The organism is Bacillus sp. SW14 (assembly GCF_047608225.1).
In the GTDB taxonomy this organism is placed as follows: domain Bacteria; phylum Bacillota; class Bacilli; order Bacillales; family Bacillaceae; genus Bacillus; species Bacillus subtilis_G.
Genome location: NZ_JBLKRW010000001.1, coordinates 2,965,744 through 2,978,967, shown reverse-complemented (window position 1 = coordinate 2,978,967; position 13,224 = coordinate 2,965,744). Strand labels below are relative to the sequence as shown.

The window sequence follows — 13,224 nt, the reverse complement described above, 5'->3', positions numbered from 1 at the left end:
CTTCAAAGTCCAAAATGGGGTTTTTTCTTAATATCATATTAAGTTGCTGCTCTATCTGCGACCTTATAAGTGGACTGGTCAGAAAGAGCGTATGAAGCGCTAGATACTCCAACAATGCCAAGCAAGAGCGCTAAACAAATTGCAATTTTACATTTTTTCATTTAAATGTTTCCCCCTTTGAATTTGTTTGCGTGCTTCAATTGCCATTTGATAAAAATCGACCGCATCATGTCTATCTTCTTTGTTGGTCAAAAAATCAGCAACAGCAACAGCGTATTCTTCCATATCACCATAAAGGTTTTTCTCTTTGAAGAACTTGAACACTTCTCTAAGTGTTTGTAAGTCAAATGATAAATAAAGACCTTTAACCAGTTTTAATTTCTCAGCTACTTCTTGATTGTTGTGTCTAGAAGCGACCTTCTGACCCTCCTGGTATAATTCTAACGCTGCCTTTAAATCATTTTTCTTTGCTTTGACATATGCCAGATTAAAAATCGCTTTGGACTCATAAATGTGTTTTCGATCCTTATGAATTTCATAGGCGATTTGAAAATGTTTCTCAGCATTGTCAAGTTCTTCAAGGTTATGATAACATAAACCCACATTAAAATGGGCTGAGCCAATTAAATGTTGCTCCCCTAACTTTATAGCATCATTTAAAGCCTTTTGAGCTGTTTTTAAAGCATCCTCATAACACATTTTATCTAGCCAGTTTCCAAAAATAACAAACTGACATTGGACCATTTCTTTGCCATATGTAAGATGACTCTGAGCATCTTTTTGCTCTTTAAAATAGAGTATGCACGCAGAGCATAATTCATGGAGAAATGAGTCTCTTTCATATAGTAATAGACCTCTGACACTTTGAAATAGAACTCTGCCTTATCTGTATTTGCGTTTTCGTATAATAATAATGTTATAATGAAAAGCCATAAAATAATGTGAAGAGGGGGAATTTCGATGCATTACATAACGGCATGCTTAAAAATTATCAGTGATAAAGACCTTAATGAGATAATGAAGGAATTCAAAAAACTTGAGGAAGAAACGAACAAAGAAGAAGGGTGTATCACATTCCATGCTTATCCGCTTGAACCATCGGAACGCAAAATAATGCTTTGGGAGATTTGGGAAAACGAAGAAGCTGTTAAAGCCCATTTCACGAAAAAACACACAAAAGATGTTCAAAAACAGGAATTAACGGAAGTTGAATGGTTAATGAAAAGCAATGTGAATGATTAAAAGGCTTCTTCAAAAGAGACATTCATAGGCTAAGAAACAACCACTGTACTTCATTGGAAAATTGTTGGCGAATCGGATTGTTGTCCAACTCTGCCAACAATCATTATTTTATTCAGAAAAGATAAGATTTTTATAGGGAGCGAGTTGGTCTCAAGAAAGAGATAAGAGAAAAATCTCTTATCTCTCATATTTTTTAATACCATCCTTGATATTTACCTGTCCATGTACCATCACTATTCTGCCAGGCATCTTTTAAATAGTATTTAACACCAGTAAATACTGTTACATTTGGAAGTTCTCCACGTGTATTGGCTGTGAGATAGATAGTTTTCAGCTCAGCCTGGGGAGTTACTTTTTGCTGGCTCACGCCATCTACAGTAGGGCTTGCAGCAAAAGCGGGAGCTGCAGAAACGAGTAAAGCAAGGGACAATGCAGTACCAGTTAAAACTTGTTTCAATTTCATTTTAACCACTCCTTTAGTTTTTTTTGTTACATCAAAAGAATTCAATTTTTGTGAAAAATATCCTTGTTAATAATTGTTAATTATTTGTGAACGATTAGGAGGAGTCGGCTCTGAGAATATTGCTTCTGATGTGAATTGGATACATGGACTGCAAAAATCACAATTGAATCAATTGAATTAAAATAAGTAGGAATTATCAAAAATAACATATCTTAATTTCTCATGTGTTTTTCTATTCAAACTTATTTTCTGGATAGCGTTCTAGATACTCACCAACAATTTCATCTAATCTTTTTGAATTTTCATAACCTAAAATAATGTTATTCCTTTTATTCAGAAACTCATCAGAGAATACACACCAGACTTTCTCTATAACTTACCCTTCACTATTCGAATAGATCTCCAAAATTCGAAAAAATTGCTGATTACATATAGGGTTATAGAACCTCTAACAACATAAAAAAACCTTTTTTCCGGAAGCTTCGGTAAAAAACGAAACTTTTGACTCTATCATTTTACGTTATGATGTAAACGGTTTCATTTGTAGTATACTTATACTATATATTTGTTCAAGTGGATACTGACAGGAAGGATAGAAAAACAGATGAAATACATGAATACAAGACAAAAAGAGATTTTGTATCTGTTGTTATCTGAACCTGATGACTATTTAGTTGTGCAAGATTTCGCAGACAGGGTACAGTGTTCTGAAAAAACGATCAGGAATGATTTGAAAGCGATTGAGGATTATCTCAATGAACATTCTCATGCGCAGCTCATTCGGAAGCCAGGGTTTGGTGTCTATCTAAATATAGAAGAACAGGAAAGGACCTGGTTAAGCCAACAATTATATACTGAACATGTTCATTCTAGGCAGCGGACCGATGAAGAGAGAATGCTGCATATTGCTTATGACTTATTAATGAATGCAAAGCCTGTTTCCGCAAAAGAAATAGCCGCTCAGCATTTTGTGAATCGCTCTTCCATTAAAAAGGAATTATGTGCGCTAGAAGAGTGGCTGAAGCGGTATGAGATCACGTTGGTTTCGAAGCAGCGGATTGGTTTGAAGGTTGAAGGGAACGAAAAAAATAAAAGAATAGCATTGGCAAGAATATCTGATTTGATTGATAACACGGAGTTTACTAGCCAATTTATTAAAAGTAAGTTCTTACGTCATGAAGTCGATTTTGTGATGAAAGAAATCAAATCATTACAAAAAAAGCATTCTCTCTATTTCACAGATGAGACGTTTGAGAGTTTGCTGCTGCATACATTGTTAATGATCCGCCGAATCAAAATGAAACAGCCGATCTCGATATCTCCAAGAGAACAGGCGGTCGTAAATAAGAAGAAAGAATATCAATGGACTTTTGCTTGTTTACAACGGCTTGAGCCGGTTTTTGCCATCCGTTTTCCTGAAGAAGAAGCTGTGTATTTAACATTACATATATTGGGCGGGAAAGTTCGTTATCCATTACAGAAAGAAGAGACAAATAACCTTGAAAATGCAGTGCTTCCAAAGGTTGTAGGGCATTTAATCAATCGTGTTTCAGAGCTGAAAATGCTGGATTTTCATAAAGATCAGGATTTGGTCAACGGATTGAACATTCATCTCAATACTGTGCTACAACGGCTGAGCTACGATCTTTCTGTATCAAATCCTATGCTCAATGACATCAAAAAGATGTACCCTTATTTGTTTCATCTGATCATTGACGTTCTGGAAGACATCAATCAATCGTTTGATCTTTATATACCTGAGGAAGAGGCAGCATATTTGACGCTGCATTTTCAGGCAGCGATCGAACGGCTGCACCACAGCAGCGAGACACATAAAAAGGCGATCATCGTCTGCCATATGGGCATTGGAATGTCTCAATTGCTGCGGACAAAAATTGAACGGAAATATCATCAAATCGCTGTAATGGCCTGTATTGCAAAGGCCGATTTAAAGGACTATATAAAAAAGCATGAGGATATCGATCTTGTCATTTCCACCATTGCGCTGGAACATGTAACGATTCCTCATGTTGTTGTATCTCCGCTTTTAGAGCCTGGTGAAGAGAAGAAATTAAGTACATTTATACGTCAGCTGGGGGAATCGCACCGCCAAAAACGAAAAACCTTTCAGATGCTGAACAATACGACTCCTTTTTTGGTTTTTTTGCAGCAAGAAGCAGAGCACCGCTACAAGTTAATTGAACAGCTGACGACAGCTTTGTATGAGAAAGGCTATGTTGAAAAGGAATATGCGGTTCATGCGGTTATGCGGGAAAAAATGGCGGCGACAAACATTGGGGCAGGCATAGCCATTCCTCATGCAAACGCTAAATACATTAAACAATCAGCAATCGCAATTGCCACATTAAAGGAGCCGCTTGATTGGGGAAATGAGAAAGTATCGCTTGTTTTTATGCTGGCTGTCAAACATGAGGATCAAAATATGACAAAGCAGCTGTTTAGTGAGCTTTCATACCTGAGTGAGCAGCCGGCCTTTGTGCAGAAGCTGACGAAAGAAACAGACGTCATGACATTTTTATCTCATTTGGATTATTAAAAGCAGGGTTGAAACCTTGCTTTTTTTGTTTATAGGGAAAAATGCCTTTATTTCCGGAATTAACGGTAAAATAAAACGATTTTTACGGCCTGATTTCAGTATACAGTTGAGTCAAGATCTTACGATTCATAGTTTAAAGGAGGATTTATATGAAACTGTTAGCGATAACCTCTTGTCCGAATGGAATTGCCCATACGTATATGGCAGCGGAAAACCTGCAAAAAGCTGCTGATAGATTAGGGATTCGCATTAAAGTTGAGACCCAGGGCGGAATCGGGGTAGAAAATGAGCTAACCGCTGAGGAAATTCAGGAGGCAGACGCGATCATTATTGCGGCAGACCGCTCCGTAAACAAAGATCGGTTTATAGGAAAAAAACTGCTGTCTGTCGGGGTTCAGGACGGCATCCGCAAACCGGAAGAATTGATTCAAAAAGCACTTAGCGGGGATATACCGGTCTATCATTCCGATTCAAAATCGGAATCCGGTAATCATCGGGAGAAGAAGCAAAATCCGATTTACCGTCATTTAATGAACGGCGTTTCTTTTATGGTTCCTTTCATTGTCGTCGGCGGATTATTGATAGCGGTTGCATTAACGCTTGGGGGCGAAAAAACACCTAAAGGATTAGTTATTCCGGATGATTCCTTCTGGAAAACGATTGAACAGATCGGCAGTGCTTCATTTTCATTCATGATCCCGATATTAGCCGGATATATCGCATATAGCATCGCTGATAAGCCGGGACTTGTGCCAGGAATGATTGGTGGATATATTGCAGCGGCTGGAAGTTTTTATGACAGCGCAAGCGGCGCCGGTTTCCTCGGCGGAATCATTGCCGGATTTTTGGCTGGATACGCGGCACTTGGGATCAAAAAATTAAAAGTTCCAAAAGCAATCCAGCCGATTATGCCGATTATTATTATTCCGGTGTTTGCATCCCTGATTGTAGGGTTAGCGTTTGTGTTTTTGATCGGCGCACCTGTAGCTCGAATTTTCACAACTTTAACGGTTTGGCTGGCGGGGATGCAAGGTTCGAGCTCGATCCTTCTGGCATTGATTTTAGGCGCGATGATCTCATTTGATATGGGCGGCCCCGTAAACAAAGTGGCATTTCTGTTCGGGTCGGCCATGATTGGTGAGGGAAACTACGAAATCATGGGCCCAATTGCAGTTGCTATTTGTATACCGCCGATTGGCCTCGGCATCGCGACGTTTTTTGGAAAAAGAAAATTCGAGGCGTCGCAAAGAGAAATGGGGAAAGCGGCATTTACGATGGGACTCTTCGGCATCACTGAAGGAGCTATTCCATTCGCGGCGCAGGATCCTCTTCGAGTCATTCCCAGTATTATGGCAGGTTCTATGACTGGTTCTGTCATAGCGATGATTGGCAATGTGGGAGACAGAGTGGCGCACGGCGGACCTATCGTTGCAGTGCTTGGTGCAGTTGATCATGTCTTGATGTTTTTTATTGCTGTGATTGCAGGATCTCTTGTCACTGCTCTGTTCGTCAATGTACTAAAAAAGGATATTACGGCGGCGTCTCCTGTGCTCAGTGAAACTGCACCGTCTGTCGCGCCAAGTGAAGCTGCTGCAGTAAAAGACATACAGAAGCCAATTCAAGCTGAAAGCCAAAAAGCTGAAATGAAGGACATCAAAAAACTGACAGACATCATCAGCCCAGAGTTGATTGAACCACATTTATCCGGAGAAACGAGAGACGACATCATTGATGAAATGATTCAGACATTGTCCCGCAGAGGTATGCTGCTGTCCGAGAGCGGGTTTAAACAAGCCATTTTGGATCGTGAACAACAGGGTACAACGGCAATTGGCATGAATATCGCGATTCCGCACGGAAAGTCTGAGGCGGTCAGGAAGCCGAGTGTTGCCTTTGGGATCAAACGATCAGGTGTTGGCTGGAACAGCCTGGATGGATCAGATGCTAAATTAATCTTTATGATTGCTGTACCGAAAGAGAGCGGAGGGAACCAGCATTTGAAAATATTGCAGATGTTATCCCGAAAACTAATGGATGACAGTTATAGAAAGCGGCTGCTCTCCGTGCAAACCAAAGAAGAAGCATACAAACTGCTGGATGAAATCATTTAATGCGGGGGGATTTTCATGACGACTGAACCGTTATTTTTCAAGCCTGTTTTCAAAGAGAGGATTTGGGGCGGCACCGCTTTAGCTGATTTCGGCTATCACATTCCTTCAGAACGAACAGGGGAGTGCTGGGCTTTTGCCGCTCATAAAAATGGACAAAGCATTGTTCGAAGCGGAATATATAAAGGGTTCACGCTCTGCGAATTATGGGATCATCACAGACATTTATTCGGACATCTGGAAGGGGATCGTTTCCCACTTCTTACAAAAATCTTAGATGCAGATCAAGATTTATCCGTTCAGGTGCATCCGAATGATGAGTTCGCCAAAATACATGAAAACGGGGAACTTGGAAAAACCGAATGCTGGTACATCATTGATTGCGAAAAAGATGCGGAGATCATTTACGGCCACAACGCAAAAACAAAAGAAGAACTGAGCTCGATGATAGAGCTTGGAGAATGGGACGAGCTCTTGCGCCGCGTAAAGGTAAAGCCGGGGGATTTCTTCTATGTGCCAAGCGGTACCGTTCATGCGATTGGCAAAGGCATTCTCGTTTTGGAAACGCAGCAGAATTCAGATACAACCTACAGATTATATGATTATGAACGAAAAGATGCACAAGGCAAGCTGCGAGAGCTGCATTTGGAAAAAAGCATAGAAGTGATAGAGGCTCCATCCATACCGGATCGGCAACCAGTTCAATATGAACAAAGAGATCATTTGCTTACAGCCACATTGATTGAATGCGCTTACTTTTCAGTGGGAAAGTGGAGTTTATCAGGATCTGTAAGCTTAAAGCAGCAAAAACCATTCCTTCTTGTCAGTGTCATTGCAGGAGAAGGCCGTATGATCTCCGCTGAGAATGTCAATACCTTCAAAAAAGGAGATCATATGCTGCTGCCTTCCGGTTTTGGAGAATTTAAACTGGAGGGGCAGGCAGAGTGTATCGTCTCTCATCTATGACACGATCAAGATAACAAGTGCGCCAATTCATGCTAGGCTTGGCGGTCGCAGACTTGAGTATTGCTGAATGGAAAACCCTTCTTAAATGGGAGGGTTTTTTTGGTGGAATGAAAGGATGTGATTAGCTTCTTTTATTTTAATCCACGCTCATGCGGTTAGCTACGATGCGAACTCCTCATCGCTAAATAAAAGAGCCGTTATCTATCGGTATTGCTTCATCTTCGAGCCACTTCCTTTCAGTTTTTTTTAAAAAACATATAAGAATGCAAACGAATGAAAGTAAACATGCTGGACAAACTGATAAGGATTAAAAAGAAGAAAGGAGGGTGGATATGAAAAAATGGCTGCAAATCATAAGTGCGTTGTTCCTATCCAGTTTTGTATTAATGGGCTGTAATACTGGTCAAGATAACAATGATAATGATAACAATGCTCCAGACGTCGAGGAGAACGATCAAGATCAAAACGGCAACAACCAAGATACTGACAATAACAACGTCCCAGGTGTCGACGAGGATGATACCATCAATAAAGATGATGAAAACGATAATGATCCTGATCCAGAAGATCCAGTTGAGGATCCTGAAGATACCGACAAAGATAAAAAAGATGAGTAAGGAAACTTCATAAATCATTGTTTAAACCCGCTCTCAGTTTAGAGGAAGGGTTTTAACTCTTTACACGCCCTTCAAAAAAGCAGACGAAATGCCTGCTTTTTTTATTGTTTTAAATGGTCACCTAAAAATGGTTCCTCTAACAATTTCCTGATTGTCCTTCTTTAAAATAATCCATGAGTCAAATTCTTTTGTCCATTCTTACGGAAATAAGGTGTTGATTCATAAAAAGTTATTCACCGATCTCGTTTAGATGCGGTATCAAGAAGGTTCATCCTTCTCGTAACTGTTCGTTTCAAGAAGGACTATTAAGCCACCTGAATGCTTTCTGAGGACATTTCGTATCACCTTTTCGCAATCAGATAAAGCGATATGGCTCTTTGGGTTTGAACAGGATTATGAAGCGTAATAACCCATTGGTTTCTTCTCCTTGGAAAGCTTGCGATCGCATACAATGGAGCAGTATCGCGTGAAGCAAACCCGCCATTCATCACTTTTATATCCCTTCCTTCAAGGTGGCAAACAAGGTATTCTCCCGGATTTATGACCTGTTGGTTTGTCCATGCGTAAGAATAAAACCCGTCTCCGAGATCCTCATAGGAAGAGGGTGGTACAACGCCATCTACATTCAATGTGATTTGTCTTCTTCGCTGTCTTTCTGTAAAGTCTGGATTTCTCTGAGAGTTATGAGTAGGTGTAAAGTAAGGAATTGACGGAGGACTATGAGAGTAAGGATACAAAGCAACCACTCCTTCATTTTAACATTCATACAAATTGTATGTGGGTGTATTTCGTTCATTCCTGATTTATTTCATGTTAACTAAGAATAGAACGAAAGGTGTGAGGACAATGACTGTGTTTTGGGAGTTGGACATGCAGTTTGGTGGAATATGGATATCTCTAGTGATAGTATTTATATTGACTGTAATAAAGTAGACATACAGGAATTTAAGAATTTTTTTGATAGTGGGGAAAAGGATGGCGAAAAAAATGGCAAAAACGAATGCGGTTCGTCTGATCGAACAGCAGAACATCTCCTATGAGTTATTAGGCTACAAAACAGAAGGGGGCCAGCCGGTAGATGGCGTCTCTGTTTCGGAAAAAATCGGATATCCTTTGGAGTATGTATATAAAACATTGGTGGCAACAGCGGGAGCCCATCATTACTACGTCTTTGTTGTACCTGTTGCAAAGGAATTAGATGTAAAAAAGGCGGCAAAGGTAATAGGTGAAAAGAAAATAGACATGATTGCAATGAAGGAGCTATTAAGGGTAACTGGCTATCTTCGCGGCGGCTGCTCACCAATTGGCATGAAAAAATGGTTCCCGACCTATATTGATGCGGCAGCTGAAACACTTGATTTTATCATTGTCAGTGCAGGGAAAATCGGTATGCAGCTAAAGGTAGCGCCGCGAGATTTAGCAAAAGCATGCGATGCTGCATTTGCAGAAATTGTATAAATGGCCGGCAACGAGATTGGGATACAAAGAGTAAATAAAAAAGCTTAGACACATAGACTAAGCTTTTTCCGCATCTCTTTCAAATATGATTTCAAAATAAGCAGCCGCTCCATACCCATCGATACTGGGAGCGAAAATCTGAATGAATGTCCAGCCTCTTTTCGCATAGTCATGGATGATTTGCTGGTAGTCTTCTTTAGGCCTTCTTCTCATCGTACTCAGTTCAACTCTTACGAATTCATACTCTTTCATCGTTTGATCCCTCCTGATAAGGTATACGGTAGTTCGAGCAAGAAGTTTCGTAAACCTTGAATAAGGCCTGAAAGTAAAATTTGTATTTAAACTGAAATAAAGCCTTTAAGCAAAGGGAGGGGTCTTACAAGTTTCTATTGTTTTTTATCTTTTGCCTGAACTTTGCAAATGGCTGGCTGAAACAACAAGGATTTCATACAATCAAAACATGCAGTGATGCGGACATGTTTTTAAGCGGATGGATTTTGCCTCATCTTTTATTTTTGCATTACAGTAATCATTTCAAGAAAGCGATGGTATTACATGAACAAAGAAACCCTAAAAAACATACTCATGATTTTTTTAATATGTGCAAGCCTACGAGAAACCGATGGTATGCGTATCGCTGATAGCTGGATTTTGAGTGAGATCGTACGATTTTTGATTTGCATGGCTGTGTTTTTGATCATGACATTTCTATTAGATGCTGTGTTTCCAAACAAAAAAGAGTCGCATTAATGTGTGACTCTTTTTGCATAACTATCATCTGATTAAAAACATCACAAATGAATCAACCATCATAATCAAAAACAGCAAGCAAAAATAAATGAGCGAGTAGACAAACATATCCTTTGCCCACTTCACATCATCATCTGTTTTGAATCCCTTGATGCTTTTTTTGATCCATATGCCTCCGAGAACCAGGGCAGCTAAGAAATAAAATGGACTGATATGGCCGCTGGCGAGAGTAAAAGGAAATAATAACGTGACCGGCACCAAAACTGCAATATATTGAATCATTTTTATTTTTGTTACATGATTTCCTCTTACAACAGGCAAAAGCGGAACGCCCGCTGCCCGATATTCCTCTTTGCGTCTGATCCCAATCGCCCAAAAATGCGGGGGCTGCCACAGAAACATGATCGCGTACAACAGCACTGCAGTCATACTGATGTCTCCGGTTACCGCGCAATACCCCATCAATGGCGGCGCAGCTCCGGGAAAGCTCCCGACAAATGTGCTCCACACAGAAGTTCGTTTCACCCATATCGTATAGATAATCGCATAAAAAATAAAGGCGGCCAGTCCGAGAAGGGCAGTTAATGGATTGAGGGAATAGAGCATCGCAAGACCGGTGATTCCTAAAACAGAGCCATACGTTAAGAGCATGGCTGGCGGCATTTTCCCTGTGACCGAGGCTCTGCTGCGGGTGCGTGCCATTTTTGCGTCCATATGCCGATCAAAATAGTTGTTATAGACAGTTCCGGAAGCCATAACAAACGCGATTCCAAGCATTGCTGTCACCATTGTCATCAAAAAAGCCATTCCGGTTAATGGTTTTTCTGCGCTTGCAAATGCGATCCAAAATCCGCCGAAGGCTGCTATCGAGTTTGATATGATAATGCCGGGTTTTGCAAGTTTGATAAAATCGTAAATTGTTACCCGATTTGAAGGTTTTATGTATTTCGTTTCAGATATCGCTGCAGAATCACTTGTATTCTCCAAAAAAGACGCCCCCCCAAAAACTGCATGCTATTGTTATCCTAACAAGACGGCTATGAGAATCACAATCATTTCCTATATTTGTCATGATATTGTCATTTTTAAAACAAAAAAATAGGGAGCTGGATTGCCCCCATTTTGGTAAACGACGCCTAGTATCCGTAACCTCCGCCGTAACCTCCGCCGTATCCACCGCCGAAACCGCCACCGAAACCGCCGCCATAACCGGACCAAGGGTAGTAAGGCGGTCGTGGACGCGGTCTCGGGCGCGGGTAATAGTAAGGCGGACGCGGATAAAACGGATAGAACGGTCTAGGGTAATAATAAGGCGGGTAAAATGGCGGTCTCGGGCGCGGATAATAATAAGGCTGTCTTTCATCATAAGGTGTCATTTGTTCAAATGTCTGTTCATTCAAAGGATAATCCAAGAGGAAAACCTCCCATGTTTTTTTATTCCTTTTACCATATTCTTGATGTGCGAGTTGGGTGTATGTACATTCGTGAAATCGATTTTTTATGATGAAATCCCTGAAAAAGGATTGACAAGAACTACTAAATCTCATAGTATTACAAATGTGAAATAAATGTTACTGTAATGTTACAATAATATTTCTAAATAGATACAGTTCTAACTGATAAAGGATAAGTCGAAATGGTTATGAAAGAAGGAATTGGGTTGTTGGCAAAAAGAATCAAATGGTTTCATATCTTATTAGCAGTTGTATGTGTGGCGGGCCTTATTGGCTTTTTCCATAATTCATTACAAAAAGAAACGGTTATGACTAAAGTGAAAACTGATTCTCAGTATGGGAACGTGGAGATCGCAACGCTTGTGAACGACGGGAAAACGTTCAATTACGCAGTCAATTATCCTGTTTTTAAAAATAAAAAAATGGATGCGGCATTAAAGAGTTTCGCAGAGAAAGAGGTTCGCCAATTTCAAAAGGAAACAAAAGACGTTGATCAGGAGCATACGACAAAACGCAACGAATTAAATGTTGATTATAAAATTGTCCATTACGCCAAACAGACAGTAGCGATTGTATTTAATGAGTATAAATATATCGGCGGTGCACACGGGCAAACCGTGAAAAAAACGTTTAACTATGATTTTAGTAAACAAGCTTTTCTTTCGATTGATGATATTTTCAAAGAGGACGCTGACTATTTACATAAGCTTTCGTTAATCGCTTATCATGAACTGAAAAAAGATAAGGACATTGCTGCTGACGAAGCGCTGTTAAAGGAAGGGACGGCACCGAAAAAAGAAAATTTCAGCCGCTTTGCCATCAAGCAAGATTATATCGAATTTTATTTCGATACATATCAGGTCGCAGCAGGCTATCTTGGGGAGCAATCGATTGCGATTAAGAAAAGCCTCTTGAAAGACATTGTGAAAGAACAATATATTGATAAAGCAAAAAACAAAAATAAAATCAAAGAGCAAAAGCCGAAGCATGAAGTGATTTCATTGCCTAAAGAGGAAACGGTTGATCCAAATCAAAAAGTCATTGCGCTTACTTTCGATGACGGCCCGAATCCTGCGACAACAAATCAAATTTTGGACTCCTTGAAGAAACATAAGGGGCATGCCACGTTTTTTGTTCTCGGGAGCAGGGTGCAATATTATCCGGAAACGCTTAAAAGGATGCTGAAAGAAGGACATGAGGTGGGGAACCATTCATGGAGCCACCCGCTTCTCACAAGGCTTTCAGTAAAAGAAGCGTTAAAGCAGATCAACGACACGCAGGATATTATTGAAAAAATAAGCGGATACCGCCCGACGCTTGTAAGACCTCCATACGGCGGCATTAATGATGAGCTGCGGAGTCAATTGAAAATGGATGTCGCATTATGGGATATTGACCCGGAAGATTGGAAAGAACGCAACAAAAAAACAATCGTTGACCGGGTCATGAGTCAGGCGGGAGATGGAAGAACCATCTTGATTCACGACATTTACCGCACCTCTGCTGACGCGGCCGATGAAATTATCAAAAAGCTCACCGATCAAGGCTATCAATTGGTGACGGTCTCTCAGCTTGAAGAGGTTAAAAAACAAAGAGAAGCGAATTAATA

Annotated in this window: 12 protein-coding genes and 1 pseudogene; 7 read left to right on the top strand and 6 right to left on the bottom strand. The window is 40.3% G+C overall.

Features of this window, described 5'->3' with window-relative positions:
• Positions 1-147 precede the first annotated feature (147 nt).
• Positions 148-744, bottom strand: coding sequence for a tetratricopeptide repeat protein (locus ACMX2I_RS15365; protein WP_414957390.1), 597 nt, complete (start codon positions 742-744; stop codon positions 148-150).
• A 216-nt stretch (positions 745-960) separates the two neighbouring features.
• On the opposite strand from ACMX2I_RS15365, the gene ACMX2I_RS15360 reads away from it, so the two are divergent.
• The gene (locus tag ACMX2I_RS15360) at positions 961-1,242 is read left to right on the top strand and encodes a putative quinol monooxygenase (protein WP_289346922.1); all 282 of its coding nucleotides are present in this window, start codon (positions 961-963) and stop codon (positions 1,240-1,242) included.
• Positions 1,243-1,435: 193 nt separating this feature from the next.
• Here the strand turns inward: ACMX2I_RS15360 and ACMX2I_RS15355 are convergent, their stop codons facing one another.
• Positions 1,436-1,705: a hypothetical protein gene (locus tag ACMX2I_RS15355; RefSeq protein ID WP_087990830.1), complete on the bottom strand. Its 270-nt coding sequence runs from the start codon at positions 1,703-1,705 to the stop codon at positions 1,436-1,438.
• 604 nt (positions 1,706-2,309) lie between these two features.
• Here ACMX2I_RS15355 and ACMX2I_RS15350 point away from each other — a divergent pair.
• The 4 genes from ACMX2I_RS15350 (at position 2,310) to ACMX2I_RS15335 (ending at position 7,953) form a co-directional block, all read left to right on the top strand.
• The gene (locus tag ACMX2I_RS15350; RefSeq protein ID WP_414957389.1) at positions 2,310-4,262 is read left to right on the top strand and encodes a BglG family transcription antiterminator; all 1,953 of its coding nucleotides are present in this window, start codon (positions 2,310-2,312) and stop codon (positions 4,260-4,262) included.
• A gap of 149 nt (positions 4,263-4,411) precedes the next feature.
• Complete coding sequence (locus ACMX2I_RS15345; RefSeq protein ID WP_414957388.1) at positions 4,412-6,373, top strand: fructose-specific PTS transporter subunit EIIC; 1,962 nt, start codon at positions 4,412-4,414, stop codon at positions 6,371-6,373.
• Positions 6,374-6,388: 15 nt separating this feature from the next.
• Complete coding sequence (manA, locus tag ACMX2I_RS15340; RefSeq protein ID WP_414957387.1) at positions 6,389-7,336, top strand: mannose-6-phosphate isomerase, class I; 948 nt, start codon at positions 6,389-6,391, stop codon at positions 7,334-7,336.
• A gap of 332 nt (positions 7,337-7,668) precedes the next feature.
• Positions 7,669-7,953, top strand: coding sequence for a hypothetical protein (locus tag ACMX2I_RS15335; protein WP_202328421.1), 285 nt, complete (start codon positions 7,669-7,671; stop codon positions 7,951-7,953).
• 341 nt (positions 7,954-8,294) lie between these two features.
• Here the strand turns inward: ACMX2I_RS15335 and ACMX2I_RS15330 are convergent, their stop codons facing one another.
• Positions 8,295-8,690, bottom strand: a complete 396-nt coding sequence (locus ACMX2I_RS15330) for a hypothetical protein (RefSeq protein WP_414957386.1) — start codon at positions 8,688-8,690, stop codon at positions 8,295-8,297.
• Positions 8,691-8,928: 238 nt separating this feature from the next.
• On the opposite strand from ACMX2I_RS15330, the gene ybaK reads away from it, so the two are divergent.
• On the top strand, positions 8,929-9,411 hold the full coding sequence (gene ybaK / locus ACMX2I_RS15325) for a Cys-tRNA(Pro) deacylase (protein ID WP_289346926.1): 483 nt from the start codon (positions 8,929-8,931) through the stop codon (positions 9,409-9,411).
• 57 nt (positions 9,412-9,468) lie between these two features.
• Here the strand turns inward: ybaK and ACMX2I_RS15320 are convergent, their stop codons facing one another.
• From ACMX2I_RS15320 to ACMX2I_RS15310, 3 genes and pseudogenes are all read right to left on the bottom strand, one after another.
• Positions 9,469-9,663: a DUF4177 domain-containing protein gene (locus ACMX2I_RS15320; protein WP_148964335.1), complete on the bottom strand. Its 195-nt coding sequence runs from the start codon at positions 9,661-9,663 to the stop codon at positions 9,469-9,471.
• A 522-nt stretch (positions 9,664-10,185) separates the two neighbouring features.
• Positions 10,186-11,174 (bottom strand): annotated as a pseudogene (gene cyoE, locus ACMX2I_RS15315) (heme o synthase).
• Between the two features lie 123 nt (positions 11,175-11,297).
• Positions 11,298-11,573 carry a spore coat protein gene (locus ACMX2I_RS15310; protein ID WP_414957385.1) on the bottom strand — a complete coding sequence of 92 codons (276 nt, stop codon included), beginning with the start codon at positions 11,571-11,573 and terminating at the stop codon, positions 11,298-11,300.
• A 248-nt stretch (positions 11,574-11,821) separates the two neighbouring features.
• On the opposite strand from ACMX2I_RS15310, the gene pdaC reads away from it, so the two are divergent.
• Entirely contained in the window at positions 11,822-13,222 is a 1,401-nt protein-coding gene (pdaC, locus tag ACMX2I_RS15305; RefSeq protein ID WP_414958342.1) for a peptidoglycan-N-acetylmuramic acid deacetylase PdaC, read from the top strand.
• Positions 13,223-13,224 lie beyond the last annotated feature (2 nt).

Bases quoted from the DNA above. Each gene is read 5' to 3' on its own strand.
- ACMX2I_RS15335 (WP_202328421.1), top strand. From the start codon at position 7,669: ATGAAAAAATGGCTGCAAATCATAAGTGCGTTGTTCCTATCCAGTTTT.
- ACMX2I_RS15355 (WP_087990830.1), bottom strand. From the start codon at position 1,705: ATGAAATTGAAACAAGTTTTAACTGGTACTGCATTGTCCCTTGCTTTA.
- ACMX2I_RS15320 (WP_148964335.1), bottom strand. From the start codon at position 9,663: ATGAAAGAGTATGAATTCGTAAGAGTTGAACTGAGTACGATGAGAAGA.
- ACMX2I_RS15350 (WP_414957389.1), top strand. From the start codon at position 2,310: ATGAAATACATGAATACAAGACAAAAAGAGATTTTGTATCTGTTGTTA.
- ybaK (WP_289346926.1), top strand. From the start codon at position 8,929: ATGGCGAAAAAAATGGCAAAAACGAATGCGGTTCGTCTGATCGAACAG.
- manA (WP_414957387.1), top strand. From the start codon at position 6,389: ATGACGACTGAACCGTTATTTTTCAAGCCTGTTTTCAAAGAGAGGATT.
- ACMX2I_RS15345 (WP_414957388.1), top strand. From the start codon at position 4,412: ATGAAACTGTTAGCGATAACCTCTTGTCCGAATGGAATTGCCCATACG.
- ACMX2I_RS15360 (WP_289346922.1), top strand. From the start codon at position 961: ATGCATTACATAACGGCATGCTTAAAAATTATCAGTGATAAAGACCTT.
- ACMX2I_RS15365 (WP_414957390.1), bottom strand. From the start codon at position 744: ATGGTCCAATGTCAGTTTGTTATTTTTGGAAACTGGCTAGATAAAATG.